This is a genomic window from Alphaproteobacteria bacterium, from assembly GCA_005883305.1.
Taxonomy (GTDB): Bacteria; Pseudomonadota; Alphaproteobacteria; order Sphingomonadales; family Sphingomonadaceae; genus Allosphingosinicella.
The window spans coordinates 1,640,147-1,666,117 of record VBAC01000001.1 but is presented as its reverse complement, the minus strand read 5'-3'; the positions used below and the strand labels follow the sequence as shown (position 1 = coordinate 1,666,117).

Annotated in this window: 24 protein-coding genes and 1 pseudogene; 16 read left to right on the top strand and 9 right to left on the bottom strand. The window is 66.8% G+C overall.

Going from position 1 to position 25,971, the window contains the following annotated elements:
- Nucleotides 1-11 precede the first annotated feature (11 nt).
- The 4 genes and pseudogenes from E6G92_08365 (at nucleotide 12) to E6G92_08350 (ending at nucleotide 3,410) form a co-directional block, all read left to right on the top strand.
- Nucleotides 12-1,709 (top strand): annotated as a pseudogene (locus E6G92_08365) (RNB domain-containing ribonuclease).
- 156 nt (nucleotides 1,710-1,865) lie between these two features.
- A complete protein-coding gene (locus E6G92_08360; protein TMJ20760.1) occupies nucleotides 1,866-2,525 on the top strand; it encodes an RNB domain-containing ribonuclease in 660 nt (219 codons plus the stop codon).
- A gap of 33 nt (nucleotides 2,526-2,558) precedes the next feature.
- A complete protein-coding gene (locus tag E6G92_08355) occupies nucleotides 2,559-2,786 on the top strand; it encodes a hypothetical protein (GenBank protein TMJ19770.1) in 228 nt (75 codons plus the stop codon).
- A gap of 39 nt (nucleotides 2,787-2,825) precedes the next feature.
- Nucleotides 2,826-3,410 carry an NAD(P)H-dependent oxidoreductase gene (locus E6G92_08350; protein TMJ19769.1) on the top strand — a complete coding sequence of 195 codons (585 nt, stop codon included), beginning with the start codon at nucleotides 2,826-2,828 and terminating at the stop codon, nucleotides 3,408-3,410.
- Nucleotides 3,411-3,564: 154 nt separating this feature from the next.
- On the opposite strand, the gene E6G92_08345 is transcribed toward E6G92_08350, so the two are convergent.
- A complete protein-coding gene (locus E6G92_08345) occupies nucleotides 3,565-4,119 on the bottom strand; it encodes a dCTP deaminase (protein TMJ19768.1) in 555 nt (184 codons plus the stop codon).
- A 60-nt stretch (nucleotides 4,120-4,179) separates the two neighbouring features.
- A complete protein-coding gene (locus tag E6G92_08340) occupies nucleotides 4,180-4,683 on the bottom strand; it encodes a UPF0262 family protein (GenBank protein ID TMJ19767.1) in 504 nt (167 codons plus the stop codon).
- A gap of 261 nt (nucleotides 4,684-4,944) precedes the next feature.
- Between E6G92_08340 and E6G92_08335 the strand changes: the two genes are divergently transcribed.
- Nucleotides 4,945-6,432: a replicative DNA helicase gene (locus tag E6G92_08335; GenBank protein TMJ19766.1), complete on the top strand. Its 1,488-nt coding sequence runs from the start codon at nucleotides 4,945-4,947 to the stop codon at nucleotides 6,430-6,432.
- Entirely contained in the window at nucleotides 6,401-8,560 is a 2,160-nt protein-coding gene (locus E6G92_08330) for a S9 family peptidase (protein TMJ19765.1), read from the top strand. Before E6G92_08335 ends, E6G92_08330 begins: the two co-directional genes overlap by 32 nt.
- Nucleotides 8,561-8,691: 131 nt before the next feature.
- Here E6G92_08330 and astD read toward each other — a convergent pair whose 3' ends face one another.
- On the bottom strand, nucleotides 8,692-10,131 hold the full coding sequence (astD, locus tag E6G92_08325; GenBank protein ID TMJ19764.1) for a succinylglutamate-semialdehyde dehydrogenase: 1,440 nt from the start codon (nucleotides 10,129-10,131) through the stop codon (nucleotides 8,692-8,694).
- Between the two features lie 33 nt (nucleotides 10,132-10,164).
- Entirely contained in the window at nucleotides 10,165-11,529 is a 1,365-nt protein-coding gene (locus E6G92_08320; protein TMJ19763.1) for a YdiU family protein, read from the bottom strand.
- 36 nt (nucleotides 11,530-11,565) lie between these two features.
- On the opposite strand from E6G92_08320, the gene E6G92_08315 reads away from it, so the two are divergent.
- From E6G92_08315 to E6G92_08295, 5 genes are read left to right on the top strand one after another with little or no spacing between them, the layout of a single operon-like run.
- Nucleotides 11,566-12,435, top strand: a complete 870-nt coding sequence (locus E6G92_08315) for an alpha/beta hydrolase (protein ID TMJ19762.1) — start codon at nucleotides 11,566-11,568, stop codon at nucleotides 12,433-12,435.
- A gap of 14 nt (nucleotides 12,436-12,449) precedes the next feature.
- Nucleotides 12,450-13,574 carry a glycosyltransferase family 4 protein gene (locus tag E6G92_08310; GenBank protein TMJ19761.1) on the top strand — a complete coding sequence of 375 codons (1,125 nt, stop codon included), beginning with the start codon at nucleotides 12,450-12,452 and terminating at the stop codon, nucleotides 13,572-13,574.
- Between the two features lie 52 nt (nucleotides 13,575-13,626).
- Nucleotides 13,627-15,033: a nitronate monooxygenase gene (locus tag E6G92_08305; protein TMJ19760.1), complete on the top strand. Its 1,407-nt coding sequence runs from the start codon at nucleotides 13,627-13,629 to the stop codon at nucleotides 15,031-15,033.
- 15 nt (nucleotides 15,034-15,048) lie between these two features.
- Nucleotides 15,049-15,534: a hypothetical protein gene (locus E6G92_08300; GenBank protein TMJ19759.1), complete on the top strand. Its 486-nt coding sequence runs from the start codon at nucleotides 15,049-15,051 to the stop codon at nucleotides 15,532-15,534.
- The gene (locus tag E6G92_08295; protein TMJ19758.1) at nucleotides 15,531-15,824 is read left to right on the top strand and encodes a hypothetical protein; all 294 of its coding nucleotides are present in this window, start codon (nucleotides 15,531-15,533) and stop codon (nucleotides 15,822-15,824) included. The genes E6G92_08300 and E6G92_08295 overlap by 4 nt, the downstream gene beginning before the upstream one ends.
- Before the next feature lie 163 nt (nucleotides 15,825-15,987).
- Here E6G92_08295 and E6G92_08290 read toward each other — a convergent pair whose 3' ends face one another.
- Together E6G92_08290 and E6G92_08285 are read right to left on the bottom strand one after the other, a co-directional pair.
- Nucleotides 15,988-16,443 carry a GNAT family N-acetyltransferase gene (locus E6G92_08290; GenBank protein TMJ20759.1) on the bottom strand — a complete coding sequence of 152 codons (456 nt, stop codon included), beginning with the start codon at nucleotides 16,441-16,443 and terminating at the stop codon, nucleotides 15,988-15,990.
- Between the two features lie 55 nt (nucleotides 16,444-16,498).
- A complete protein-coding gene (locus E6G92_08285; protein TMJ19757.1) occupies nucleotides 16,499-16,957 on the bottom strand; it encodes a hypothetical protein in 459 nt (152 codons plus the stop codon).
- Between the two features lie 185 nt (nucleotides 16,958-17,142).
- On the opposite strand from E6G92_08285, the gene otsB reads away from it, so the two are divergent.
- From otsB to otsA, 3 genes are read left to right on the top strand one after another with little or no spacing between them, the layout of a single operon-like run.
- Nucleotides 17,143-17,868: a trehalose-phosphatase gene (otsB, locus tag E6G92_08280; protein TMJ19756.1), complete on the top strand. Its 726-nt coding sequence runs from the start codon at nucleotides 17,143-17,145 to the stop codon at nucleotides 17,866-17,868.
- The gene (locus E6G92_08275) at nucleotides 17,865-19,643 is read left to right on the top strand and encodes a glycoside hydrolase family 15 protein (protein TMJ19755.1); all 1,779 of its coding nucleotides are present in this window, start codon (nucleotides 17,865-17,867) and stop codon (nucleotides 19,641-19,643) included. The genes otsB and E6G92_08275 overlap by 4 nt, the downstream gene beginning before the upstream one ends.
- The gene (gene otsA, locus E6G92_08270) at nucleotides 19,644-21,050 is read left to right on the top strand and encodes an alpha,alpha-trehalose-phosphate synthase (UDP-forming) (protein ID TMJ19754.1); all 1,407 of its coding nucleotides are present in this window, start codon (nucleotides 19,644-19,646) and stop codon (nucleotides 21,048-21,050) included.
- A 37-nt stretch (nucleotides 21,051-21,087) separates the two neighbouring features.
- On the opposite strand, the gene E6G92_08265 is transcribed toward otsA, so the two are convergent.
- The gene (locus E6G92_08265) at nucleotides 21,088-21,642 is read right to left on the bottom strand and encodes a glycine zipper 2TM domain-containing protein (protein TMJ19753.1); all 555 of its coding nucleotides are present in this window, start codon (nucleotides 21,640-21,642) and stop codon (nucleotides 21,088-21,090) included.
- 163 nt (nucleotides 21,643-21,805) lie between these two features.
- Here E6G92_08265 and E6G92_08260 point away from each other — a divergent pair, with 163 nt between their 5' ends.
- The gene (locus E6G92_08260; protein TMJ19752.1) at nucleotides 21,806-23,257 is read left to right on the top strand and encodes a serine 3-dehydrogenase; all 1,452 of its coding nucleotides are present in this window, start codon (nucleotides 21,806-21,808) and stop codon (nucleotides 23,255-23,257) included.
- Between the two features lie 260 nt (nucleotides 23,258-23,517).
- Here E6G92_08260 and E6G92_08255 read toward each other — a convergent pair whose 3' ends face one another.
- Complete coding sequence (locus E6G92_08255) at nucleotides 23,518-24,426, bottom strand: hypothetical protein (protein TMJ19751.1); 909 nt, start codon at nucleotides 24,424-24,426, stop codon at nucleotides 23,518-23,520.
- A gap of 167 nt (nucleotides 24,427-24,593) precedes the next feature.
- On the opposite strand from E6G92_08255, the gene E6G92_08250 reads away from it, so the two are divergent.
- On the top strand, nucleotides 24,594-25,445 hold the full coding sequence (locus E6G92_08250) for an FRG domain-containing protein (GenBank protein ID TMJ19750.1): 852 nt from the start codon (nucleotides 24,594-24,596) through the stop codon (nucleotides 25,443-25,445).
- A gap of 45 nt (nucleotides 25,446-25,490) precedes the next feature.
- Here E6G92_08250 and aac(3)-I read toward each other — a convergent pair whose 3' ends face one another.
- Nucleotides 25,491-25,958, bottom strand: coding sequence for an AAC(3)-I family aminoglycoside N-acetyltransferase (gene aac(3)-I / locus E6G92_08245; GenBank protein TMJ19749.1), 468 nt, complete (start codon nucleotides 25,956-25,958; stop codon nucleotides 25,491-25,493).
- Nucleotides 25,959-25,971: the final 13 nt, after the last annotated feature.

Here is a 25,971-nt window from a genome sequence, read left to right as displayed (position 1 = left end):
GACGGATTGAGATGCCACGCAAACCGAGACAGGCCGGCCTTCCCAGCCGCCAGCAGATTCTGGAGTTCATCGCCTCCTCCGGAGACCCGGCGGGCAAGCGCGAGATCGCGCGGGCGTTCGGGCTCAAGGGCAATGAGAAGATCGCGCTCAAGGCATTGCTTCGCGACATGGGCGACGAGGGGCTGATCGACGCCGGGCCGGGCCGCGCCTTCCACAAGATGGGTGGGGTGCCGAAGGTCACCGTGCTTCGAGTCGCCGACATCGACGATTCGGGGCGCGCCTTCGCGGTGCCCGAGCGCTGGGAGGCGGACGGGCCGCCGCCGCGGCTGCGCGTCATGGAGCGCAAGGGGCGCGGGGCCGCGGCGCTCGGCGTCGGCGACCGCATTCTCGCGCGCAACGAAGAAGGGCGCGACGGCTGGATCGCGCATCCGATGAAGAAGCTGCTGAAGGGCAGCGAGCTGGTGCTCGGAGTCGTTCACAAGGAGGGGGAGGGGCATTGGCTGCGGCCGGTCGAGAAGAAGGAGCGGCGCGAGCTTCCGATATCCGACCTGGGAGAGGCTGAGGTCGGCGATCTGGTGCTGGCCGAGAAGGTCGGGCGGCCGCCGCGGCTGGCGGCACGGGTCGACACGATCCTCGGCGACCCGTTCGCACCGCGCAGCTTCAGCCTGATCGCGATCCACAAGCACGGCATCCCGCACGAGTTTCCCGACGCCGTCACCGATGAAGCTGAGCGGGTGGCGAAACTCCCAATCCTCCCCGGAACGGGGAGGGGGACCAGCCGCAGGCTGGTGGAGGGGCCGACCGCCTCCGACCCCACCACCGCCTTCGGCGGTCCCCCTCCCCGTTCCGGGGAGGATTTGCGTGAGGACCTGACCCACATTCCGATCGTCGCGATCGATCCGGCCGACGCGCGCGACCATGACGACGCGGTCTGGGCGGCGAGCGACGACGATCCCGCCAATGCCGGCGGCTGGAAGGCGATCGTCGCCATCGCCGACGTCAGCTTCTACGTCCGCCCCGGCTCGGCGCTCGACAAGGAGGCGAGGAAGCGCGGCAACAGCGTCTACTTCCCGGACCGGGTGGTGCCGATGCTGCCCGAGATTCTTTCCGCCGAGGTCTGCTCGCTGAAACAAGGCGAGGACCGGGCGGCGCTCGTCTGCCATCTTCAGGTGACCAAGGCGGGCGCGCTCAAGAGCTGGCGGTTCAGCCGGGCGCGGGTGCGAATCGCGGCCAACATCGCCTATGAGGACGCGCAGGCGGCGATCGACTCGGACGAGCCGGTCGAAGTCTCCTCCTCGCCGTGCTCGATGCCCGAGATCGAGGGTACGATCCTCGACCAGCTGCGCCCGCTCTGGGATTGCTGGCGGGCGCTCTACGCGGCGCGGGTCAAGCGCGCCCCGCTCGAGCTCGACCTGCCCGAGCGCCGGGTGACGCTCGACGAGAAGGGGCGGATCCTCTCGGTCGCTCCGCGCGAGCGGCTCGATGCGCACAAATTGATCGAGGATTACATGATCGCCGCCAACGTCGCCGCGGCCAAGGCGCTGGAGGCGAAGAAGGCCGGCGTCATGTACCGCGTCCACGAGCCGCCGAGCCGCGAGAAGCTGGTTGCCCTGCGCGACTACCTCAAGACCTTCGGCATCGAGTTCGCGCTCGGCCAGGTCGTGCGGCCGGCGACGTTCAACCACATCATCGAGCGGGTTCGAGAGGCAAAAATCCTCCCCGGAACGGGGAGGGGAACCAGCGCAGCTGGTGGAGGGGTCGCGAGCGAAGCGAGCCGGCGCACCGGCCCCGCCACCACCCGCTCCGCGAGCGGTCCCCCTCCCCGTTCCGGGGAGGACCAGGAATCCCCCATCCTTCCCCAGATCATGGAGCAGATCCTGCGCACCCAGACGCAGGCCTATTACGGCCCGCACAATCACGGCCATTTCGGGCTCGCGCTCGGCTCCTACGCCCATTTCACCTCGCCGATCCGGCGCTATGCCGACCTCGTCGTCCACCGCGCCCTCGTCCGCGCCTACCGGCTCGGAGAAGGGGGGCTGACCGACGAGGAGGCGACGTCGATGGACGTGATCGGCGAGCTCATCTCCAACCTCGAGCGCCGGGCGATGGTGGCCGAGCGCGAGACGATGGACCGCTACGTCGCCGCTTACCTTTCCGAGCAGGTCGGCGCGCTGGTCAAATGCCGGATCACGGGCGTTCAGCCGTTCGGCTTCTTCGCGACGGTCGAGGAGCTGGGCGGCGATGGCCTGGTGCCGGCGGCGACGCTCGGCCGCGAATATTTCCGCTACGACGAGGCAAGCCAGACCCTGGCCGGCGACGAGAGCGGCGAGACCTATGCGCTGGGCCAGCGCCTGACTCTTCGACTCGCCGAGGCCGATCCGGTGAGCGGGGCGTTGCGCTTCGAGCTTCCCGACGCCCCGCGCGGCGCCGGCCGGGCGCCGAAGCCGCGCGAAGAGCGGGGCGGCAAAAGGCAGCAGGGACGCCGCGGTCGCCCGGGCAATATCCGCCACCAAGGGCGGCGCTAGGAACCGAAGTCCATTTCGCGTTTTTGCTTCCGCATGCGCGCAGCTTCAACCTTCAAGGGCCTCGGCTATCTCGTTTCGTCCCTCAGCGTCGTTCTGCTCGGGATCGTCGCGTGGAAAAGCGCGTCCGAGCAGCCTTTGCTGTTCGCCTGCCTGATCGGCGGAATGATCGCCTCGATCCTCGGCATGACGATGCGCTGGATCTCGCATCGGATCGAGCAAAGGGACAAGGACCGCATTGAAGCCAAGGCCGACGGGGGCTAGGGCGGGAGCGCGGGGGGCTGCCGCAAAAGAGGAGCGTCGATGGCCCGCTACAAGATCGCGATCGTCGTCGGCAGCCTGAGGCGCGCCTCGATCAACCGCAGAGTGGCGCGCTCGCTCTGCGCCTTCGCCGGCGACCGGCTCGACTGCGACATCGTCGAGATCGGCGATCTGCCGCTCTACGACCAGGATTACGATTCGGGCGAGCAGCCGGCCGCCTATACGCGTTTCCGCGACGAGATCCGCGCCGCGGACGGAATCCTCTTCGTCACGCCCGAATATAATCGCGGCGTTCCGGGCGTGCTCAAAAACGCGATCGACGTCGGCTCGCGGCCCTATGGCGCCAGCGTCTGGAACCGGAAGCCGGCGGCGATCGTCAGCGCCTCGCCGGGGAGCATCGGCGGCTTCGGCGCCAACCACCAGCTCAGGCAGGCCTGCGTGTTCCTCAACATGCCGGTGATGCAGCATCCCGAGGCTTATCTGGGGCACGTCAGCGACGGCAGCTTCGATGAAAGCGGCTGCCTCGTGGAGGGGCCGCTCAAGGAGCTGGTCGTCGGATTGGCGAAGGCCTTCTCCGACTGGGTCCACCTGATCCACGAGGCCCGCGCGCTGCTCGCGCCGAAATAGGCGGAAGCACTCGGAATTCCCTCCCGCTCATCCTGAGGAGCCATTGAGCTTGTCGAAATGGCGTCTCGAAGGATCCTTCGAGACGGGCCTTCGCCAGGCCCAGTCCCTCCTCAGGATGAGCGCATATTGTGGATTTCCGGAACTCTTCAGAGTCCTACAGCTTGGGCAGCGTGACGCCGCGCTGCCCCATATATTTGCCGGCGCGGTCGGCGTAGCTCGTCTCGCAGGGCTCGTTGCCCTTGAGGAACAGGAACTGGCAGGCGCCCTCATTGGCGTAGACCTTGGCCGGGAGCGGCGTCGTGTTCGAGAATTCGAGCGTCACGTGGCCTTCCCAGCCGGGCTCCAGCGGGGTCACGTTGACGATGATCCCGCAGCGCGCATAGGTCGATTTGCCGAGGCAGATGACGAGCACGTCGCGCGGCACCCGGAAATATTCGACCGTCCGGGCAAGCGCGAAGCTGTTGGGCGGGATGATGCAGCAATCGGTCTTGCGGTCGACGAAGCTGTTCGCGTCGAAATTCTTGGGGTCGACCACGGCGCTGTCGACATTGGTGAAGATCTTGAACTCGTCGGCGACGCGAGCGTCGTAGCCGTAGGAGGAAAGGCCGTAGGAGATGCAGCCCTCGCGCCGCTGCGATTCGACGAACGGCTCGATCATGCCGTGGGCCTGGGCCCGCTCGCGAATCCATTTGTCGGAAAGGATGCTCATGCCCTGTCGATGCGGGCGCGGTGGAGGCGCGTCAATGGCCTTCGCGCCAGCGCGCGCGCTTCATCCGGCGTGCGCCACGTGGCCGCCGAAGGCCGCCGCCGGCTGCTTGATGTGGAGGACGCAGATCAGGGTGAAGAGGCGCCGGGCGGTGTCGAAATCCACGTCGACCTTGTCCGCGAGGCATTCCTTCAGCAGCTCGGCGCCTTCGTTGTGGAGCGCGCGGCGGGCCATGTCGATCGCTTCGATCCCCTTGGCCCCGTCATTGCGCACCGCTCGGAAATAGGAATCGCAGATCTGGAAATAGTCGCGGATCGGGCGGCGGAAGCGGCCCAGGCTCATTCGGATCGGCGCGATCGGCCCGGCTGCGCCCTCCAGCTCAATGGCGAGCCGCCCTTCCTCGACCCTAAGCGTGACGCGAAACGGGCCGTCATGGCCGGTGACATCGAAGCGATTGTTCTCGAGCAAGTCGAAAATGGCGATCCGCCGCTCCTGCTCGATGTCGGCGTTGCGCTTGAGGATCGAGCGCTCGTCGAGCTGGATGTCGATGATGCGGGGATCGGCCATAAGAGAGTGTTAGCCGGGGCCGCTGTTCCTCGCCAGTCGTCATCCCCGCGAAAGCGGGGATCCAGCTTCCTTCAATTCTTCGCGCCTTCGCGTGAGCCCGATCTCATTTTTTCACGCGAAGCCGCGAAGGACGCGAAGAAGAAAAGGTGGATTCCCGCTTCCGCGGGAATGACGGTGAAGCCGATCGCGGCCTTATCCACATCGATTCCACAGAGTTAATGCGGGTTGTGAGGCCGGGCTTATCGGTCCAGAGATTCCCTCATGATCCATCCGCTGCCCGTAAACGACACCGCGCCGCCCGCGGCCCAATCCCTGCCTCACAATGTCGAGGCCGAGGCCGCCCTGCTCGGCGCGCTGATGATCGACAACCGGCTGGCCGAGGATATTCAGCTCAAGCTCCGTCCCGAGCATTTCTTCGAGCCGCTGCACGGGCGAATCTACGAGCAGATCCTTCGCCTGCTCGATCGCAACATGATCGCCTCGCCCGTCACGCTCCGTCCCCTGTTCGAAGCCGACGAGGAAATGAAGGAGCTGGGCGGCCCCTCCTATCTCGCCCAACTGACCGGGAGCGGCGCGGCGATCATCGGCGCGCGCGACTTCGCCGAGCAGATTTATGACCTCGCTTTGCTGCGCGCCCTGGTCGGCGTCGGCCGCGAGATGGTCGAAAGAGCCCTCGACACGTCCGAGGAGGTCGAGCCCAAGGGCCAGATCGAGGAGGCCGAGGCCGCACTCTACCGAGTCGCGGAGGAAGGCGGCGGGGAGGGCTCGGTCAAGACCTTCGCGGTCGCCACCCGCATGGCCGTGCAGATGGCGGAGAAGGCGCTGAACACCGGGGGCGGCCTTTCCGGCATCACCACCGGCCTCGAGACCATCAACGCCAAGACCGGCGGTCTCCATCATTCCGATCTCGTCATTCTCGCCGGCCGCCCGGGCATGGGCAAGACCGCGCTTGCGACGAACATCGCCTTCAATACCGCGCGCCGCTACCTCCAGGACATGGAGGACGGCATCGCGCCCGAGAAATCGGCCGGCGCCGGAGTCGCCTTCTTCAGCCTCGAAATGTCGGCCGACCAGCTCGCCACGCGTATCCTCGCCGAAAATAGCGGAATCAGCTCGGAAGCGCTGCGCATGGGCAAGATCAGCCAGCACGATTTCCGCAACCTCGCCCGGGCCGCGGCCGAGCTGGAGACTCTGCCGCTCTACATCGACGACACGCCGGGCCTGACCATCGCCGCGCTTCGCACGCGCGCGCGGCGGATGAAGCGCCAGCGCGGCATCGGCCTCGTCGTGGTCGACTATCTCCAGCTTCTCCAAGGCACCGGCAAGAGCAGCAACGACAACCGCGTCAACGAGATTTCGGAAATCAGCCGCGGCCTCAAGACGCTCGCCAAGGAACTTGGCGTGCCGGTGCTGGCGCTTTCGCAGCTGAGCCGCGCCGTCGAGCAGCGCGAGGACAAGCGCCCGCAGCTTTCCGACCTTCGCGAATCCGGCTCGATCGAGCAGGACGCCGACATGGTCTGGTTCGTCTATCGCGAGGAATATTATCTGGCCGCCAAGCAGCCGGCCGACGATCATCCCGACCTTCAGAAATGGCAGGAGGATATGCAGCGGGCCTACGGCCTCGCCGAGATGATCGTGGCCAAGCAGCGGCATGGCGCGACGGGCAAGGTGAGGCTGAAGTTCGAAGCGAAGATCACACGCTTCTCCGACCATGCCGATGCCGACTATCTGCCGGAGATCCGCGGCTGAAAATCGTGAGGGGGAGGAGTCTGTGGGCGTTCGTGCATGGCTCCTGGCAGGGTTGCTGGCGGTGACCGGAGCCGCAATCGCGCAGGACTCGCCTCCCGCCGACGATCCCTTCACCTGGCTCGAGGAAATCCAGGGGCAGCGCGCGCTTGCCTGGGCGCGCGGCGAAAACACACGGACTCTCGGCGCGCTCCAGAGCGATCCGCGCTACCAGCTTTACTACGATCGGGCGCTCGAAATCCTCGAGGCGCGCGACCGCATCCCGGGAGTCACCATCCGCCCGGACGGGCTCTACAATTTCTGGCAGGATTCCGATCATGTCCGCGGCCTGCTGAGGCGCACCACCCTCGCCAGCTTCCGCACCGATTCGCCCGAATGGGAGACCGTTCTCGATCTCGACGCGCTGGCGCGGGCCGAAGCCAAATCCTGGGTCTATCAGGGCATGCTCTGCCTCGGCCCCGAGGAGCGGCGCTGCCTGCTCTACCTTTCGGACGGCGGCCGCGACGCCCATTACGTCCGCGAGTTCGATCTGCGCGACGGCCGCTTCGTCGAGGGTGGATTCTCCCTGCCCGAAGGCAAGCAGATCATCTCCTGGGAGGACCGCGATACGTTGCTCGTCGCCCGCGAATGGGGGCCGGGGACGATGACCGCGTCCGGCTACCCCTTCGTGGTCAAGAGACTGCGCCGGGGGCAGGCGCTGGCCGAGGCGGAGGAGGTTTATCGCGGCACGGCGGAGGACGTGCGCGTCGCCCCCTTCGTGCTTCGCGACGCCGAGGGCGTCGTGCACGGCATCGGCGCCTATCGCGGAATCGATTTCTTCCACCGCGAATATGTCCTGTTCCGTCCGGGCGGCCCGTTGACCGTGCCGATTCCGCGCCGCGCCTCGATCGCCGGGATGGTCGACGGGCGGCTTCTGGTCAGCACTGACGAGCCGTGGGATTTCGGCCCAGGGCGCCGTTTCGCGGCGGATTCGCTCGTCTCCTACGATCTGGCCGCCTGGGAGCGCGACCCGCTTCGCGCCCGGCCGACCCTGATCTGGGCGCCGGGCCCGCGGCAGACGCTGGGCGGGATCGCCACCACCCGGGGCAAGCTCATCCTCGGCGTGCTCGACAATGTCCGCGGCCGGGCGTTCGCGCTCGATTATGTTGGCCGCCGCTGGCGCGCTCAGGAGCTGCGACTGCCGGCCAACGCGACGATCAGCCTGACGAGCGCGGCCGACCATAGCGACGAGGCGCTGCTCAGCGTCACCGACTATCTCTCGCCCACCTCGCTCTGGTATTTCGACGGCGCGAGCGGGACGCTGGAGCGGATCAAGTCGACGCCCGCACGGTTCGATGCCTCCAACCATATCGTCGACCAGCTCGAGGCCGTCTCGCGCGACGGGACTCGGGTCCCCTATTTCCTGATCCGTCCGCGAAACATGGCGATGGACGGGACCACGCCGACCCTGCTCTACGGCTATGGCGGCTTCCAGTCCTCGCAGCTGCCCGCTTATTCGGGGACGATGGGACGGCTGTGGCTCGAGCAGGGCAACGCCTATGTCGTCGCAAACCTGCGCGGCGGCGGCGAGTTCGGCCCCGATTGGCACCAGAGCGCTCAGGGCGAGCACAAGCAGCGCACCTGGGACGATTATATCGCGGTCGCCGAGGATTTGATCCGGCGCCGGGTCACCAGCGCGCGCCGGCTCGGCCTGGTCGGAGGGAGCCAGGGCGGCCTGCTCGTCGGCACGGCGATCACCCAGCGGCCCGAGCTGTTCCGCGCGGCGATCATCCAGGTGCCGTTGTTCGACATGCTTCGCTTCCACCTGATGGGCGCGGGCGCGTCGTGGATCGGCGAATATGGCGATCCGCGCATTCCCGAGCAAAGGGCCTGGATCGCGCCCTATTCGCCCTACCAGCACCTCACCGCAGGGCGCGACTATCCGATGCCGCTGATCGAGACCTCGACCGCCGACGACCGGGTCCATCCGGGGCACGGCCGCAAGGCGGCCGCCCGCCTCGCCGCGCTCGGCCAGCCTTATTATTATTACGAGAACATGGAGGGCGGCCACGCCGCGGCGGCCAATTTGCAGGAGACCGCGCGGCGCCTGGCGCTGGAATATACCTACGCGGCAAGAAGGCTGGTGGATTAGCCTGAATCCTCCCCTGCATTTGCAGGGGAGGGGGACCATGCGAAGCATGGTGGAGGGGCTCTCTCGTCGCAAGAAGCCCCCTCCACCGCACTTCGTGCGGTCCCCCTCCCCTCGAAATCGAGGGGAGGATTTTACCCCTCCAGATTCTCCGCCCGCGCGGCCTTCGGGTCCGCCAGCCCGATGCCGATCGTGGCGCGCGGCGCCTCGGCCTCCGAGCTGGTCACCGGATAGGCGCAATAATCCGCCGCGTAATAGGCGCTCGGGCGGTGGTTGCCGGAAAGGCCGATGCCGCCGAACGGGGCGTTGGAGGGCGCGCCGTTGGTCGGCTTGTTCCAGTTGATCACCCCGGCGCGGACGTTCGCCCAGAAGCGGTCGTAAAGCTCCGGCGCTCCGCCGATCAGCGAGGCGGAAAGGCCGTAGCGGGTGGCGTTGGCCTCGGCGATCGCGGCGTCGAAATCGGGCACCCGGACGATCTGGAGGACCGGCCCGAACAGCTCCTCGTCGCTGCGCCGCTGGACCTCGGTCACGTCGATCAAGGCCGGCGTGAGGAAGGGCTTGGTGTCGTCGCGCCGGTCGAGGCGGCGGTGCGCGCGGCCGCCCTTGCCCATCAGGTCGAGGAACGCCTCCTGGAGATGGTCGGCCGCCTGGTTGTCGATTACCGGGCCCATGAATGGCGCGGGCGTGGCGTGGGGATGATCGACGATCACCCGGTCGATCAGGCCGAGGATCGTTTCGACCAGCTCCTCATGGCGCCCGTCCTGGACGATCAGGCGCCTCGCCGCGGTGCAGCGCTGGCCCGCGCTCATGAAGGCCGATTGGACGGCCATCGCCGCGGCGGCGTGGATGTCGCGCGCCTCCCAGACCACGAGCGGGTTGTTGCCTCCCATCTCCAGCGCCAGGATCTTGTTCGGCATGTCGGCGAACTGGCGGCTGAGCGCGAGACCGGCGCGGGCCGATCCGGTGAAGAGCAGCCCGTCTATGCCCGGGTGGGCGGCGAGCGCCCGGCCCGTCTCGGCACCGCCCTGGACGAGGCGGACCACGCCTTCGGGCACGCCCGCCTCGTGATAGAGCCCGGCCAGATATTCGCCGACCGCCGGAGTCTTCTCGCTCGGCTTGAAGACGATCGCGTTACCGGCGATCAGCGCCGGGACGATGTGGCCATTGGGCAGGTGCGCCGGGAAATTGTAGGGGCCGAGCACCGCGAGCACGCCGTGCGGCTTGTGGCGCACCGCGACGCGGGTCCCCATCGCCCCTTCGAGCCGGCGCTGCGCGGTCCGCTCGGCATAGGCCGAGACCGAGATGTCGACCTTGGCGACCACCGCCTCGACCTCGGTCCGCGCCTCCCAGAGCGGCTTTCCGGTCTCCCGGGCGATAATGTCGGCGAAGGGCTCAAGCTTCCCCCGCGCGATGTTCACGAAGCGCCGCAGAGTCTCGATGCGGTAAGCGAGCGGGCGCGAGGCCCAGCCGGCCCAGGCGGCGCGCGCGGCGGCGACCTCGGCCTCGACGTCTCCCGCCTCGCCCGTCCAGAGCGTTGCGCCGGTCGCGGGTTCGATCGAGGTCAGGCTGGCCATTGCCGGACTCTCATGCCGGGACGCGCGGATTTTTCAAGCATTTGCATTTAGCGCCTCGCCCATGCGGCGAATGGCGGCGATCTTGGCGTGGAGTGGCGCCCAATCGTCGCGCTCGTCGATCGCCGACCAGATCGCCTCGACTTCGTCGATATGCATCGCGCAGGGCTTGGGATCGGACCAATAGGGATGGTCGCGCGCACCGGGCGCGGACTCGCGGCGGGCGATCAGGGCCGCGAGGTCGTCGAAGCCTTCATAGCCGTCCTCCGGCGCGCGTCCGCCGCGCCAGTCGAAGAAGAAGCGGTCGATGGTCACCGTCTTCCTCGCCAGCGCCTCCTCGATCGCCACGACGAGCTTCATATCCTCGTCGAGCGCGCCCGGGAGCAGGCCGAGCCTGGCGAACAGGGCGTCGCGCAGCGCGTGCTGGAACAGGTCCGGGAAGCGCTCCAGCGCTGCCGTCAGAGGCGCGGCCTCCTCGATCTCGCGCAGGGACCGCGCGAGCTGGACGAGGTCCCAGTGGATCGCCTCGGGCTGGCGGCCGAAGCTGTAGAGGCCGGCATGATCGAAATAGGCGGCGGTGAAGTGGCCGTCCCAGTAGGGCGTCCAGCGCCACGGGCCGTAATCGAAGCTCTGCGCGGTGATCGCGATATTGTCCGAATTGAGCACGCCGTGGACGAAACCGGCGGCGATGTAGGAGGCGGCGAGGCGGGCGGCCTGGACCGTCACATGACCGAGCAGCATGGCGGGGTCGCCGCTGTCGTCGGCGTAGTAATGGCGCAGGCAATAAGCGGTGAGCTTGCGCAGATTGTCCGCCTCGCCGAGCGTTGCCAAACGCTGGAAGGTGCCGATGCGGATGTGGCTGTGCTGGAGGCGGACGAGGACGGCCGAGCGGGTCGGGGAGGGCTCGTCGCCCCGCTCCAGCGGCTCGCCGGTTTCGATCAGCGAGAAGGTCCTGGAAGTGTCGACTCCGAGCGCTTCCACCATCTCGGTGGCGAGCAACTCGCGCACGCCGCCTTTCAGGGTCAGCCGGCCGTCGCCGAAGCGGCTGTAGGGCGTCTGGCCCGAGCCCTTGGTTCCGAGATCCAGCAGCCGTCCGTCGCCGTCCCGCAGCTGCGCGAACAGGAAGCCGCGCCCGTCGCCGATATCGGGATTGTACACGCGGAATTGATGGCCGTGATATCTGAGCGCCAACGGCTCCGGGAGGTTGTCCGGAAGGGGCGTGAAGCGTCCGAAGTGGCGAATCCACTCCGCGTCGTTCAGTCCATCCAGCCCGATCGTCGCCGCGGCGCGGTCGTTGCGGAAGCGCAGGATCGTCTGCGGAAAATCCGCCGGCTCGACCGGATCGTAGAAATCGCCACCGAGCTCGAGGATGGCGGGGGCGGGTTGCGGAAGCGCCGCCATCAGACGATAGGGAAAGCGGGCGACAGGGGTAAACGCATGGTCTTATGGTCCGATGGCTATTGGTTGTCGAACGATGGCCTGAGGCTGCACTACCGCGATTATGCAGGCCCGGCGAGCCGCCCCCCGATCCTTTGCATTCCGGGCCTGACCCGAAACGCGCGCGACTTCGAAGGGGTTGCCGAGCGCCTCGCCGGAAAGTGCCGGGTGATCTGCGTCGAGCTCAGGGGCCGGGGCGAAAGCGCCTACGCCAAGGACCCGATGTCCTATGTGCCGCTGACCTACCTCCAGGACATCGAGGCGCTGATCGCGGAGCTGAAGCTCGGCCGCTTCGTCCTGTTCGGCACCTCGCTCGGCGGGCTCATGACGATGCTGCTCGCCGCCTCGGGCCGGGATCGCATCGCCGGGGCGTTGCTCAACGACATCGGGCCGGTGATGGAGACTCGCGGACTCGAGCATATCCGCTCCTATGTCGGCCGCTCGCAGAACTGGCCGACCTGGCTCCACGCGGCGCGGGCGATCGCCGAGGCGCAGGGCGATCGCTATCCGGACTGGACGATCGATCAGTGGCTCCGCTACGCCAAGAGGCTCGCCAGGCTGACCCAGTCGGGCCGGATCGTGCTCGATTACGACATGCGCATCGCCGAGCCGTTCAAGCTGCCGCAGGGTGAAGCGGGGTTCGACCTCTGGCCCGCCTTTCGCGCGCTCGAGGGTATTCCCTCGCTGGTCGTCCATGGCGAGATTTCGGACTTGCTCAGCGCGGAGACGGTGGAGCGCATGAAAGCCGAGGTTCCGAGCCTCGAGAGCGTTACAATTCCCCATGTCGGACACGCGCCGACGCTGGACGAGCCCGAGGCCATCGAGGCCATCGACCGGCTGCTGAAGCGGGTCGCAGCGCGCAAGAAATGACGCGATAAGGCCCCATGGTCCTGCGCATCCTCCACTGCCATTCGACCTTTTCGCTCGGCGGCAAGGAGGCGCGCGCGGTTCGGCTGATGAACGCGTTCGGCGATGCGGCCGAGCATGTCGTGCTGAGCGCCATGCCGGATCGGCTCGGCGCGCGGGGTGCGATCGATCGGGGCATCAAGGTCGCGTTTCCCGCCGACGCGCCGTCGCTCACCGGGCCGCCCGCGCCGCTCAGGCTCTGGCGGCTGGCGCGCTACATGCGCCGGTTCGATCTGGTGCTGAGCTACAATTGGGGCGCGTTCGACGCGGTGATGGCGAAACGCCTTTTTGGCGGCCCACCGCTGGTCCATCACGAGGACGGGTTCAACGAGGACGAGCGCGAGCGGCTGAAGCCAAGCCGCAACCTCTACCGCCGGACCGGGCTCGGCGCGGCCTACCGGTTGGTCGTTCCCTCGGCGCGGCTCGAGAAGATCTCGCGATCCGAATGGGGCATTGTGCCGGTGCGAATCCCGAACGGGATCGACGTGGCGCGCTACGCGCTCGCGCCGACGCAGGCGATTCCCGGCCTCAAATCCGTCAAAAACGAGGTCGTGATCGGAACGGTCGCGGGGCTTCGGGCAGTCAAGAATCTGCCCCGGCTGGTGCGCTGCTTCGCGGCGATGGGGAAATCGACCGCCCGGCTGGTTATCGTCGGCGAGGGGCCGGAGAGCGAGCGGATCGCCGACGCGGCGCGCGGGGCCGGCGTGGCCGCCCGGGTGCTGATGCCCGGCTTCCTTGCCGATCCCGCGCAATGGATCGGGCATTTCGACATCTTCGCCCTCTCCTCGCACAGCGAGCAATTCCCGATCTCGCTGGTCGAGGCGATGGCCGCAGGGCTGCCGGTGGTGGCGACCGCGGTCGGCGACGTGCGCGCGATGGTTTCGGAGGACAATGCGCCGCTGATCGTCGAGGCCGAGGATGAAGCCGGCTTCGCCGCCGCGCTCGCAAGCCTGGCGGAGCAGCCGCACCTCAGGAAGGCGATCGGCGCGGCCAACCGGGAAAAGGCCGCGCGCCTCTACGACGAGCGGACAATGATCGCGGCCTATGCAGAGCTTTACGGCGCCGCTATCGGCCGCCCCGGCGCATTCGCCGCGAATACATGACTTTTCGCGCGTCCCAGCCTATAGGCTGGGCAACAGGGTCTCCGGAGGAACGATGTTCAAGGGTATCAAACCGATCCTCTATGCGGGCCGCGAAGTGCTGCCCCTGATCGAGGGCGGCAAAGGCGTTTCGGCGACCAACGGCATGAGCTCGGGCGCGTGGGCGGCGGCGGGAGGCATCGGCACCGTCTCTGCGGTCAACGCCGACAGCTACGATCCCGAAGGCCGGATCATTCCCCAGATCTACCACGCGCTGACCCGCCGCGAGCGCCACGAAGAGCTGATCCAATATGCGATCGACGGCGCCGTCGCGCAGGTGCAGCGCGCCTACGAGATCGCGTCGGGCCGCGGCGCGATCAACATCAACGTGCTTTGGGAGATGGGCGGCGCACAGCGCGTGCTCCACGGGGTGCTCGAACGGACCAAGGGCCTCGTCTCCGGCGTCACCTGCGGCGCCGGGATGCCCTACAAGCTGAGCGAGATCGCCGCGTCCTACGGCGTCTCCTATTTGCCGATCATCAGCTCGGCGCGCGCCTTCTCGGCACTGTGGAAGCGCGCTTATTCGAAGGCGGCGGAATGGCTGTCGGCGGTCGTCTACGAGGATCCCTGGCTCGCCGGAGGGCATAACGGCCTCTCCAACGCCGAGGATCCGCTGCAGCCGCAGGATCCCTATCCGCGGGTCGCGGCGCTTCGGCAGACCATGCGCGAGGGCGGAATTCCCGATTCGACGCCGATCGTGATGGCCGGCGGCGTGTGGAACCTCAAGGAATGGGAGAATTGGATCGACAATCCGGAGCTCGGCCAGATCGCCTTCCAGTTCGGCACCAGGCCGCTGTTGACCAAGGAGAGCCCGATCCCGGAGGCGTGGAAGGAGCGGCTGATGACGCTCGAGGAAGGCGACATCCTGCTCCACCGCTTCTCGCCGACCGGCTTCTACAGCTCGGCCGTCCGCAACCCGTTCCTGCGCAATCTCGAGGCGCGTTCGCATCGCCAGATCGCCTTCACCAAGGAGCCGCTCGGCGATCACGCCTTCCAGCTCGACGTCGGGGTGATGGGCAAGAAGAATTACTGGGTGACCAAGGGCGATCTCAATCATGCCCGCACCTGGTACGCGCAAGGGTTCACCGAGGCGCTCAAGACTCCGGACGAGACGCTGGTCTTCGTCACGCCCGAGGAGAAGCACGACATCCGCAAGGATCAGGCGGACTGCATGGGCTGCCTTTCGCAGTGCGGCTTCTCCTCCTGGGCCGACAACGAGAAGAATACCACTGGCCGTCTCGCCGATCCGCGCAGCTTCTGCATTCAGAAGACGCTGCAGGACATCGCTCACGGCGGGCCGACCGAGAACAATCTGATGTTCGCCGGCCACTCCGCCTTCCGCTTCAGGCAGGACCCGTTCTACTCGAACGGCTTCGTGCCCACGGTGAAGCAGCTCGTCGAGCGCATCCAGACCGGCGACTGAGTGGACGGCGTGAGGATGATCAAGCGCGGCCTGGCGTTGTTGCTGCTTGCGGCGAGCCTGGTCGCCGGGGCGGCGGCGGCGCAACAGCAGCGTGCGACGCCTTATTGGGCCTCGATCGCTTCGGGGCGGGCGATGATGCGCACCGGGCCGAGCCAGAATTACCCCGCCACCTGGGAGTATCGGCGCGCCGATCTGCCGATCCGGGTGATCGAGGTATACGAAAGCTGGCGCAAAATTCAGGATCCGGACGGAACGACCGGCTGGATGTCGGCGGTGATGCTCGCCGACCGCCGAACCGCGCTCGTCAGGGGTGACGGTCCGCGGCCATTGCACGAATCGCCCGATGAAGGCTCGCCGGTCCGCTATCGGGCCGAACCCGGGGTGGTCGGCCGCATCTCGCACTGCGCTTCAGGCTGGTGCCGGCTCGACGTCCATGGCCGCGCGGGCTACATCCGCTCCACCGACATATGGGGCGTCGATCCGGACGAGGTGCTGCGATGATGGAAGTGGAACGTCCGATCACCGTTGGCGACTTCGCGCCCCGCGTCGGCAAGACCTTCGCGGTGCCCGTGCGCGGCCATCGGCTGGAGATGCGGCTGGACGCCGCGCAGGAGCTGCCGGGCTCGTCGCGCATCGGGGGCGGCTTTCGCCTGGAATTCATCGGGCCGCTCGATCCGGTATTGGCGCAGGGGATATTTCCGTTCGAGATTGCCCGCGATCGCTACGAGATCTTCGTCGTCCCCATTGCCCGTGACCAGAGCTGTACCCGCTACGAGGCGGTGTTCTTCTAGGGCGCATCGACATTCAGCGTAATTCGCTTGTTTAGCTTCGAATATTCCCCTTGCTCGTCACCCCGCGAAAGCGGGGGTCCAGCTTGTTTCTTCTCCCAGGCGATTGAAGAAGCTGGATTCCCGCTTTCGCGGGAATGACGATGAAATGGAATGTCGATCCGTCCTAAGCCCCGCCGGCGCGCCAGCGCATCGCTTCATAGGCGCCCGCATTGCCCTCGCCGACGAAGCCGAGGCGGAGATAGAGGCGCCGCGCCCGATTGTTCGGCTCGACGAACAGCGACATCGATTTGCCCGCTTCCCCGCCGGCGCGCTCGATCAGGTCGCTCATGATCGCCCGGCCGATGCCGGCGCCGCGGCAAGTCTCCGCCAGCGATATGTCGATCAGGTGAAGGTCCGATGGCGTTTCATGGAAGTAGAGCCGGCCGATCGGCTCGCCGCCGCGCTCGAGGATCAGCCAGGCCGCGTCCGGATAATGGGTGCGATAATGGTGGTGCTGGGCGCGGTGCTGCTGATCGAAGAAGGCGGCCTGCATTTCCTCGGGCCAGCCGCTCATCGCCAGCTCCGCGGCGCGTACCGAACGATAAAGCGCAGCGACGAACGGCAAGTCTTCGTCGGTCATTGGGCGCGCGGTCACGCCGAGCGTGGCCGCGCGCCGCAGGCTGAAGGTCATAGGCTCAGTTGAAGACCGCGTGCATCCGGCCCGGATTTCGCGCGTCGCCGGCGGCCGTCAGGAACATCTGGAACGGGCCAGACTCGGGGTGGCTGACCATATAGGTCTGGTCCCCGGCGATCCGACCGCGCCCGACGATTTCGAACTCCGCGAGAAAGGCGCGGTCGCGCGCTCCGGCGGGGCGCCGGCCGGAGGATTCGAGCGGCCGCACTTGGGCGAGGGTCAGTCCCTGGGCTCCGGCGACGGCGAAGGTCGAGCCGACCTGCGCCGCCCATTCGTCATGGCCCGCGCTGGCCAGCGGCCGCGCGCCGGAGAGACGGCGCTGAGTGCTCGATTGGGTGCGAGCGCGTGGACTGGCCGTCGCGCCCGATGGAAGGGCGATCGACGCCCCGAGAGCAGCGACCGCGCCCCCGCCCGCGATCAGCATGTTACGCCGGGAAAGAGTGCCGCGTGTGTCTTCCATTTGAAAAATCCCCCAAAAGGAGCGGCGTGTTGGAGCGTTGGCCGTCGTCTGGAGCGCCGCTCGCGCCCGCAGGAGTATGGCCTAAACGCCGGCTCGTGGAAACAGCTTTGTTATGCAGCCGAAATGCTGTCACGGAGTGGACTCCGCGCTTGAGCTTTGCTGCGCGCCTTGCCAACGGGAGCCCCATGCCGGAGCTTGAGCCGCCCCCCGCTTTGCCCGAGAACGCCGCCTTGTTCCTCGATTTCGACGGGACCCTCGTCGATCTCGCCGATACGCCGGATTCGATTCGCGTGCCCGCTGGGCTCGCCCCGTTGCTGGAGCAACTGCGACAGCGCCTGCGCGGGCGGCTTGCGATCGTCAGCGGGCGGTCTCTCGCCGACCTCGATCGGCACTTGCCGGCGTCGGGCATCGCCTTTTCGGGGTCCCACGGACTCGAGCTCAGGCTCGCCGACGGAGCGCGCGTTCCGCTCAGCGTGCCGATCGGCCTCGATAACGTGAACGACGAGGTGCGCCGCTTCGCCGCGGAGATTCCAGGCCTCATCGCGGAGGAAAAGCCCGCCGGAATCGCGCTCCATTATCGCCTCGCTCCCGACGCTGAGGAGCATGTCCAGGGGTTCATGGAGGATCTGGCCGAAAGGCACGGCTTTTCGGTCCAGCGCGGCTCGATGGTGATCGAGCTTCGCACGCTGGGAGCGACCAAGGGCGATGCCCTGCGCGCGTTCATGACGGAACAACGCTTCGCCGGTGCGCGTCCTTGGTTCGTGGGAGACGATCTGACGGACGAGCACGGTTTCGAGGCCGCCGCCGACCTTGGCGGCGTGGGCATCCTGGTCGGGCCCCCGCGCCAAACCGCGGCGCGGTTCCGCCTGGCGTCGGTCGCTGCGGTGCGCCGCTGGCTGGAGGCGGCATGAGGACTCTCGATCTCTGGCCGATCGGCAATTGCCAGGTCAGCGCGCTGATCGACGCCGCCGCCGGGTTCGTCTGGGCCTGCCAGCCCCGAGTCGACGGCGATCCCTTGTTCTGCTCGCTGCTCGACCCGGCGGGGACGCCTGGCGAATGGCGCATAGAGCTCGACGACCAGGTTTCCGCCACCCAGCGCTACCTCAAGAACACGCCCGTGCTCGTGACCCGTTTGACCGACGCCAATGGCGGCGTGGCCGACGTCTACGATTTCTGCCCCAGGCTCGAACGGCGCGGCCGGATGTACCGCCCCGTGGCCTTCATTCGGATCGTGCGGCCGCTGGTCGGAGTGCCCCGGATCAAGGTCGCCCTTCATCCCGCCGCGGGGTGGGGCGCCCGCCCGGCGCAGCGCACCAGCGGCACCAACCACATTCGTTTCCTCACGGAGCCCCAGCCGCTTCGCCTCACCACCGACGCCCCGGTGATCCATTTGCTCGAAGGCCGCAGCTTCCGGCTCGAGGAATCGCTCCACTTCTTCCTCGGCCCGGACGAGCCGTTCGTCGGCAACGTGCGCGAGACGCTCGCCGGGATGCTCCACCAGACGGTCGATCACTGGCAGGCATGGGTGCGCGGGCTCGCCATCCCGCTCGAGTGGCAGGAGGTCGTCATCCGCGCGGCGATCACGCTCAAGCTCTGCCAGCACGAGGAGACCGGGGCGATCGTCGCGGCGATGACCACGTCGATCCCGGAGGCCGCCAATTCGGGCCGCAACTGGGACTATCGCTACTGCTGGATCCGCGACGCCTATTACACCGTCCAGGCGCTCAACCGGCTCGGCGCGCTCGACGTGCTGGAGAATTATCTCTCCTACCTCAGGAACATCGTCGACCAGGCCGAGCACGGCGAAGTCCAGCCGCTCTATGCCGTGTCGGGCGAGCCGAGGCTTGAGGAGGGCGCCGCCGATAGCCTGGCCGGCTATCGCGGCATGGGGCCGGTGCGGGTCGGCAACGCGGCCTACACCCAGGTCCAGCACGACGCCTACGGCCAGATCGTCCTTTCCAATGCCCAGGCCTTCTTCGACCGGCGCCTCTTTCGCCCCGCGACGGGCGACGATTTCGCCGCCCTCGAGAAGGTCGGCGAGCGCGCGTGGAGGATGCACGACAAGCCCGATGCGGGGCTGTGGGAATTCCGCACGCGCACCAGCGTCCACACCTACAGCGCGGTAATGAGCTGGGCCGCCTGCGACCGGCTGGCGAACATCGCCGCGGTGCTCGGTGAGAAGGCGCGCGCCCGGGTCTGGCGGCAGCGGGCCGACAAGGTGCGCGCGACGATCGAGCAGCGCGCCTGGCACGAGGGTGAGAAGCGCTTCGCCGCGACCTTCGGCGGCGACGAGCTGGACGCCAGCCTGCTCCAGCTGGTCGACATGCGCTTCCTCGAGCCCGGCGACCCGCGCTTCCTCGCCACCTTCAACGCGGTCGAGAAGGGCCTGAGGCGCGGCGAGCACATGCTCCGCTACGCCGACGAGGACGATTTCGGGCTGCCCGAAACGGCCTTCAACTTCTGTACCTTCTGGCTGATCGAGGCCCTCCATCTAGTCGGCCGGACCGACGAGGCCCGCGCGCTCTACGAGAAGATGCTCGAACGCCTGACGCCGGCCGGTCTCCTCTCTGAAGATACGGACTTCGAAACGGGCGAATTGTGGGGCAACTATCCGCAGACTTATTCGCTTGTTGGGCTGATCAATTGCGCCGGGCTCCTGTCCCGGCCGTGGAGCTCTGTCCGATAGATGACCAGGTTGATCGTCATTTCCAATCGCGTATCGGTGCCGAAGGGCAGGGATGGAAGCGGGGCGCAGGGCGGACTCGCTCCGGCCCTCGAGGCGGCGCTGAGGGAATCGCGCGGCATCTGGTTCGGCTGGTCGGGCGAGAAGACCGACGAGTTCACCGGCCATATCGATCTTCAGCGCCGGCACGGCGTGACGACGGCGACGATCGACCTTCAGGAGCAGGACGTCGACGAATATTATAACGGCTACGCCAACCGCACCTTGTGGCCGCTGTTCCACTACCGCATCGACCTTGCCGAGTACGACCGCAGCTTCGGCGCGGGCTACGAGCGGGTCAACGAGCGCTTCGCCGAGACGGTGACCCCATTGATCGAGCCCGACGACCTCGTCTGGGTCCACGATTACCACCTCGTGCCGCTCGGCCAGCAATTGCGCCAGCGCGGGGTGAAGAACCGGATCGGCTTCTTCCTTCACATCCCCTGGCCGCCGCACCGGCTGATGGTCTCGCTGCCCTATCACCAGCGGCTCGTCCGCTCGATGCTCGCCTACGACCTGATCGGCTTCCAGACCGAGGAGTGGCTGGAGAGCTTTCATCACTATATCGAGCGCGAGCTCGGCGGGACGGTGGAGGCGGACGGGACGATCCGGGTCGGCGACCGCGTCACGCGCGCCGCGGCCTTCCCCATCGGCATCGACGTCGCCGAGTTCGACGAGCCGCTCGCCGCCGCCGACGCGCGCAACGCCTACGAGACCCTGCGGCGAAGCGCCGAGGGCAAGAAGGTGATCATCGGAGTCGACCGGCTCGATTACTCCAAGGGCATCGCCGAGCGCTTCGAGGGCTATCGCCGGTTCCTCGAGGAGCATGAGGATATGCGCGGGCGGGTCTCGCTGCTGCAGATCGCTCCGCCCTCGCGTGGCGAGGTCCACACCTATTCGCACATCCGCGCCGAGCTCGACGAGCTGTCCGGGCGGATCAACGGCGAGTTCGCCCATGTCGACTGGGTGCCGATCCGCTACGTCAACCAGGGCTATCCCCGCGCGGCCCTTTCGGGCTTCTACCGCGCCGCGGACATCGGCCTGGTCACTCCGCTTCGCGACGGGATGAACCTCGTCGCCAAGGAATATGTCGCCTCGCAGGACCCGGACGATCCGGGAGTCCTCATCCTCTCGCGCTTCGCCGGGGCCGCGCACCAGATGAGCGAGGCATTGCTGGTCAACCCGTACAGCAAGGACGAGATTTCCGACGCCATCCGCAAGGCGCTCGACATGCCGAGGCGCGAGCGCGCCCGGCGCTGGGAGCAGCTGATCGAGGGGGTCAGGCGCGACGACGTGCAGGCCTGGCGCCGCGCCTTCGTCGAGGCGCTCGGGCAGGCGATGCCCTCGACCGCGGAGCCGGTGCCGGCCTGAGCGCGCGCCCAGGCCGGCGAGTGAGCATACCCAGGGCTCAGCGGCAGCGGACCGGCTGGCTGTTCTGGTCGATCGAGCGGCCGAGCAGGGCGCCGAGCGCGCCGCCGATCAGGGTGCCGCCGACGCGGTTGTGGCCGCCATCGACCATGTTGCCGAACAGGGCGCCGCCGGCGCCGCCGATGATCAGGCCGGTCGTGCCGTCGTTGCGGCGGCAGTAATAGCGGCCGTCCGAGCCGCGATAGACCTGGTCGTTCGCGGTCAGCACGCGCTCCTGGTAGCGCGGATCGTCGCGATAATATTGGGTCGCGTCGTAATCGGTCTGATACTGGCTGTAATCGTCGCGATAGGCGCCGGCGCCCGCGGCGCCGCCGTTATTGTAGGCGTTGTTGTAGCCGTTATTGTAACCGCCGCCATAGCGCCGGCGGGCGGCTTCGTAGCGCTGGCGCTCCGACTCGTAGATCGAGCGCTCGTTTTCGAAGCGCCGCTGCGCCTGCTCCCAGCGCGCCTGATCGGAGCGGGGCTGGGCAACGGCGGGGACGGCGAAGGTGGTGGCGGCGAGAGTCGCCGCCAAGGCGATAAGGCTGATTTTCATTAGGTGAACTCCCTTTCTGTGGGTGTCGGTCGCACGTATTACATGAGCGAGGGATGAAGGGGAAACGGGCGAGCGAGCGCAATGGGCCCGCCCCGCGCGAGACTATTTGACGGACCGGCGCGAAGAGCGCAGGATCGTCCGCGCGTTTTGAGTAAGGATTACAATGCGAAAGCCCTTGCGACAGGCCGAAGCGGAGCGCCTCGCGGCAGTCCCCGACCTTGGCGAGGACGTTTTTCGCCATGGCGTGCTCGCGCCCAACGGAAAGCCGATCCTCGACCTTCCGCAAGTCATCCAGAAGCTGACCGCCAGCCACCAGGCGTGGGACGGCGCCCCGGGCCACCCGATTCCCCATGCGGGCCTCGGAACGGTCACCTACGCCTTCTTCAATAGCTCGGCCGAGGTCTATTCCTCGGAAAAGACCCAGTTCCAGCCGCTGAGCGAGGCCCAGCGAATCGCGGTGCGCGACGCCTTCGCCATCTGGGGCGAGATCGCCGGCATCACGTTCGTCGAGGGAACGGTCGCCACCGCCGACATCAACATCGGCGGCATCGATCCGGACGTGGATTATTACTCGGCCTACGCCAATTATCCCGGCTTTTCCGCCGCCGCGGGCGACGTCTGGATCCGGTCGGACGTGCCGACCAACGTCAACGAGGTCGGGCTGTCGCAGGCGGGATTCCGGACGCTGCTGCACGAAATCGGCCACGCGCTCGGCCTGTCCCATCCGGGCGCCTACAACGCGACCGAAGGAGTCGAGATCACCTACGCCCAGAACGCGGAATATTACCAGGACAGCCTCGAATATACGATCATGTCCTATTTCGCCTCGAGCTCGACCGGAGCGACCAGGACCAGCTTCGCCGCCACCCCGATGGCCCACGACATCGCCGCGATGCAGAGCCTCTACGGGCCGAACATGAACACGCGCGCCGGCGACACCCATTACGGATTCAACAGCGACGCCGGCCGCGCGGCGTTCGACTTCGCCCTGAACACCGCCCCGGTGGTCGCGATCTGGGATGCGGGCGGGCGCGACACGCTCGATTTTTCCGGCTGGAGCGGCCCCTCGCGGATAGACCTCAACCCCGGCGCTTCGAGCGACGGCGGAGGGCAGACCCGCAACGTCCAGATCGCGTTCGGCGCGACCATCGAGAACGCGATCGCCGGCGGCGGCGACGACAGCCTGACCGGCAACAACGCCAGCAACCTGCTGATCGGCAATGGCGGCAACGACGTTATTCTGGGCGGCAAGGGCACCGACCGGATCGAGGGCGGCGCGGGCGGCGACGTCTTCGCCTTCGGCGGGCCCGGCGACAGCATGGACTACACCTACCGATCGGACGGCAAGAAGCTGAGCCCGGACATCATCACCGATTTCGTCTCGGGCACGGACAAGATCGACCTCAGCGCGATCGACGCCGATGCCGGCACCGAGGCCAACGACGCCTTCGCCTGGATCGGGGCGGGCGCCTTCACCGGGGTTGCGGGGCAGCTTCGCGCCGAGGTTCTGGAGGACCATGTCCATATCCTTGGCGACATGAACGGGGACGGGCGGGCGGACCTGCACATCATCGCCGGCGGGACGGTGATTTTGGCCAGCGATTTCGTTTTCTAGGTGGTTTCGACAGTCAGCGCGTGAAAGCTCCCGCTCCCATGGGGAGAGGGCGGGGGTGAGGGGTCCAGACATCCGGGATAGCTCGCCGACACCGTAAACCCCCACCCAACCCTCCCCCTCAGGGGGAGGGCTAGAAGGCTGAACATCCATATGACCCAGCGTGAGCGGCCCCGTCGCGGCGAAGCCGCGCCGTCGATCGGGTTCGGCGATGCCGACCCGTCGGCCGTGCGGGCGCCGACTCCGTGAATAGCGTGGGCTATTCACGGGCGGCTCCCGCCGGAAGTTTCATAAGTTTCAGGTCCCCTGGGCGAAAAAAATTCGCCTTCGATCCCGCCCTCGAAACCGAAAAAGAGGTCACGGCGGGCGGCGGTGCGGGGGTTAAGCGCGGCCTTCTCTTGGGCCTCCCCGGCGAGTTGGGACTCGATGACGGCCAACTCGGCTTCGCTCAGCGTCCGCTTGTAGCCGAACGCGCCCGGCTCGCGCTCCTCGATGCCGTCGAAGCCCGCGGGCGGCGGGAAATCGGTCCACCATTCGCCCCCGGATTGCCAGACCTCGCTGCCGTCAAAGCCATCCTCGTCCACCCCGAAAGGCGGCGACGGTGGCCGGGCGGTCTCCGGCTCGGGCTGGGGGGGCGCGGGAAGACCCTGCTCGATCGCCTCCATCCAAGGGTCCCAATTGTCGGCGACCGCATCGGCCTCGGGCTCCGGCGCGAGCTGGCTGTCGAGCTTGCCGAGCAGGTAGATCAAGAGGCGGTTGTCGAAGATCCTTTCCTCGCTCTTCAGCTCGCCATGATAATAATGGCGCTTGATCGTGCCCTCGATCGCCCGCTCGAACGCGATCGAGCGGACGCGGCGGGCGCAGAAGCGCAAAGCGCCCTCGCAGGCGCGGTCGAAGGCGCGCGCGTCGGGCCGCCGCCGGGCGCGGGCGACCGCCTGCTCGGACACCCCGATCCGCGCGGCCGCCGCCTTGGCGACGCCGGTATCGGCCAGCGCCTCGACATATTCGCGCTGCTTGTCGGGCGTCAGCCCGTCGCGGCGATAGCGCAGCGGGACCGGATCGAAATCGATCAGCGCGTCGGTCGCGCTGGAAGGGGTGAAGGGGGAGGCGGGCTCATCGGCCGCCGCCTCCGGAGCGGATGCACCGTCAGATGCGAATCGGTTCTCTGCCATTTAGCCATATGAACCATAAAGGTTGGGTGTAGGAAAGAGTTTTCTTACACTGGGCATTTTGAATGCACGATTCGAAGCCCCGGAAATGTTGAATCTTGCTCGCCGCGTGCCTAGAATCGAAGAATGGGGTGGTAGGGGCGAGCACTGTGGGAAGTATCAGAGCCGACTTGCGCACTAAGATTGCTGCTGCGGAGCCGATTCGGTCTGTGGGGGAGGCCGTGGCCTTCTTTTCTAGTATCCCCAGCGACACGGAAGAATTTTTGATATTTCGAGGCCACGCCGACTATGATTGGCGGATGAGTCCTCCAATAAACCGATCAAGTGTAACTGTTCGTGAAAGAGAAAATGAACTAGTACGCGAAATCGTGTCTGTCGCGCCCCGTGAATTTCAATTTGATCAGACAATGTTTGATAGATTAGTCAGAATGCAGCACTTCGGCATACCCACTAGACTCCTCGATACAACGTCCAATCCGTTGGTGGCCCTATATTTCGCTACGGAGGCAACTCCAGAGGACGACGATGGGGCTGTGGTGGTCGTTCGGGGCAAGCGGAGTGAGCGAAAATTTTATGACAGTGACACTGTTAGCTGCCTCACGAATTTGGCCAATCTGACCGTCGAGGAAAGAGCTACTATCGAGGGAACGACGGCGAGAAATGTTGCAGAGTTCAATAAACTTCAGGCAACCGATCGTCTCATTCAATTCATTAGATCAGAGAAGCCATCATTTCGCGCGAGAGTTAGGCACGCCGACCTTTTCTCGCGCGTTCATGTCGTTCCTAAAATGAGCAATCCGAGGATCGTGGCACAATCCGGATCATTTGTTGTTTTCGGGCTAGACCGGACCAAACTCCCTAGCACCTCGGTCACTATGGAACTCGATCGCCTGCGGGTAGACGCCGGAGCGAAGGGAGCGATCAGGCAAGAGCTAGCTAGTCTCGGCGTCACCGAAAGCGCATTGTTTCCGGAACTCGATAAGGCAGCATCGTATATTGTTCGCCGAATGTCTGAAGCTTAGATTCCAAAGCTGTCTGCCGGTATCCTTGGGCGTTGCAAAATGCGGTCAGCCGTCCGCCCGCCCCGGCACCGCAATATCGAAATGCATCACGTCCTCCCGCACCCCGAGCTTGGTGTAGAGCGCCACCGCCGGGGCGTCGCCATAATCGGCCTGGACGTAGATCACCCACGCGCCGCGCTCGGCGGCGATTTGCTGCAGCTCCGCGATCAAAGCCGTGGCGATGCCTCGGCGGCGGTGAGGGGCGGCGACTGCCAGGTCGTAGATGTAGATTTCGCGCCGCTCCTGCTCGAACTTGTCGAGCATGTAGGCGGCCAGCGCTCCGGTGACCGCGCCTTGCTCGACGGCGGCGAGGGCGATGAACGCCTCGCCTCCCAGGAGCCGCCGCGCCCAGGCGGGGGAGGGGCGGGCGGCGCTGTACGCCTCGGGGGCGTCGAAGGCCTCGGCGAAGAGATCGAGGATCGAGTCGAGGAGGGGGAGGTCTTCGGCGGTGAGGTGGCGGATTTCGTGGGGCATGGGCTTCGCTCCC

Excerpts from the sequence above, each read along its gene's own strand:
- E6G92_08340 (TMJ19767.1), bottom strand. The coding sequence starts at position 4,683 with ATGGCCGATCCCCGCATCATCGACATCCAGCTCGACGAGCGCTCGATC.
- E6G92_08315 (TMJ19762.1), top strand. The coding sequence starts at position 11,566 with ATGGTCTTATGGTCCGATGGCTATTGGTTGTCGAACGATGGCCTGAGG.
- E6G92_08255 (TMJ19751.1), bottom strand. The coding sequence starts at position 24,426 with ATGGCAGAGAACCGATTCGCATCTGACGGTGCATCCGCTCCGGAGGCG.
- E6G92_08345 (TMJ19768.1), bottom strand. The coding sequence starts at position 4,119 with ATGAGCATCCTTTCCGACAAATGGATTCGCGAGCGGGCCCAGGCCCAC.
- E6G92_08285 (TMJ19757.1), bottom strand. The coding sequence starts at position 16,957 with ATGGAAGACACACGCGGCACTCTTTCCCGGCGTAACATGCTGATCGCG.
- E6G92_08260 (TMJ19752.1), top strand. The coding sequence starts at position 21,806 with ATGCGAAAGCCCTTGCGACAGGCCGAAGCGGAGCGCCTCGCGGCAGTC.
- E6G92_08310 (TMJ19761.1), top strand. The coding sequence starts at position 12,450 with ATGGTCCTGCGCATCCTCCACTGCCATTCGACCTTTTCGCTCGGCGGC.
- E6G92_08350 (TMJ19769.1), top strand. The coding sequence starts at position 2,826 with ATGGCCCGCTACAAGATCGCGATCGTCGTCGGCAGCCTGAGGCGCGCC.
- E6G92_08330 (TMJ19765.1), top strand. The coding sequence starts at position 6,401 with ATGCCGACTATCTGCCGGAGATCCGCGGCTGAAAATCGTGAGGGGGAG.
- E6G92_08295 (TMJ19758.1), top strand. The coding sequence starts at position 15,531 with ATGATGGAAGTGGAACGTCCGATCACCGTTGGCGACTTCGCGCCCCGC.
- E6G92_08320 (TMJ19763.1), bottom strand. The coding sequence starts at position 11,529 with ATGGCGGCGCTTCCGCAACCCGCCCCCGCCATCCTCGAGCTCGGTGGC.
- otsB (TMJ19756.1), top strand. The coding sequence starts at position 17,143 with ATGCCGGAGCTTGAGCCGCCCCCCGCTTTGCCCGAGAACGCCGCCTTG.
- E6G92_08275 (TMJ19755.1), top strand. The coding sequence starts at position 17,865 with ATGAGGACTCTCGATCTCTGGCCGATCGGCAATTGCCAGGTCAGCGCG.
- E6G92_08355 (TMJ19770.1), top strand. The coding sequence starts at position 2,559 with ATGCGCGCAGCTTCAACCTTCAAGGGCCTCGGCTATCTCGTTTCGTCC.
- E6G92_08305 (TMJ19760.1), top strand. The coding sequence starts at position 13,627 with ATGTTCAAGGGTATCAAACCGATCCTCTATGCGGGCCGCGAAGTGCTG.
- E6G92_08300 (TMJ19759.1), top strand. The coding sequence starts at position 15,049 with ATGATCAAGCGCGGCCTGGCGTTGTTGCTGCTTGCGGCGAGCCTGGTC.
- astD (TMJ19764.1), bottom strand. The coding sequence starts at position 10,131 with ATGGCCAGCCTGACCTCGATCGAACCCGCGACCGGCGCAACGCTCTGG.
- E6G92_08335 (TMJ19766.1), top strand. The coding sequence starts at position 4,945 with ATGATCCATCCGCTGCCCGTAAACGACACCGCGCCGCCCGCGGCCCAA.
- E6G92_08265 (TMJ19753.1), bottom strand. The coding sequence starts at position 21,642 with ATGAAAATCAGCCTTATCGCCTTGGCGGCGACTCTCGCCGCCACCACC.
- otsA (TMJ19754.1), top strand. The coding sequence starts at position 19,644 with ATGACCAGGTTGATCGTCATTTCCAATCGCGTATCGGTGCCGAAGGGC.
- E6G92_08360 (TMJ20760.1), top strand. The coding sequence starts at position 1,866 with ATGGAGCAGATCCTGCGCACCCAGACGCAGGCCTATTACGGCCCGCAC.
- E6G92_08290 (TMJ20759.1), bottom strand. The coding sequence starts at position 16,443 with ATGACCGACGAAGACTTGCCGTTCGTCGCTGCGCTTTATCGTTCGGTA.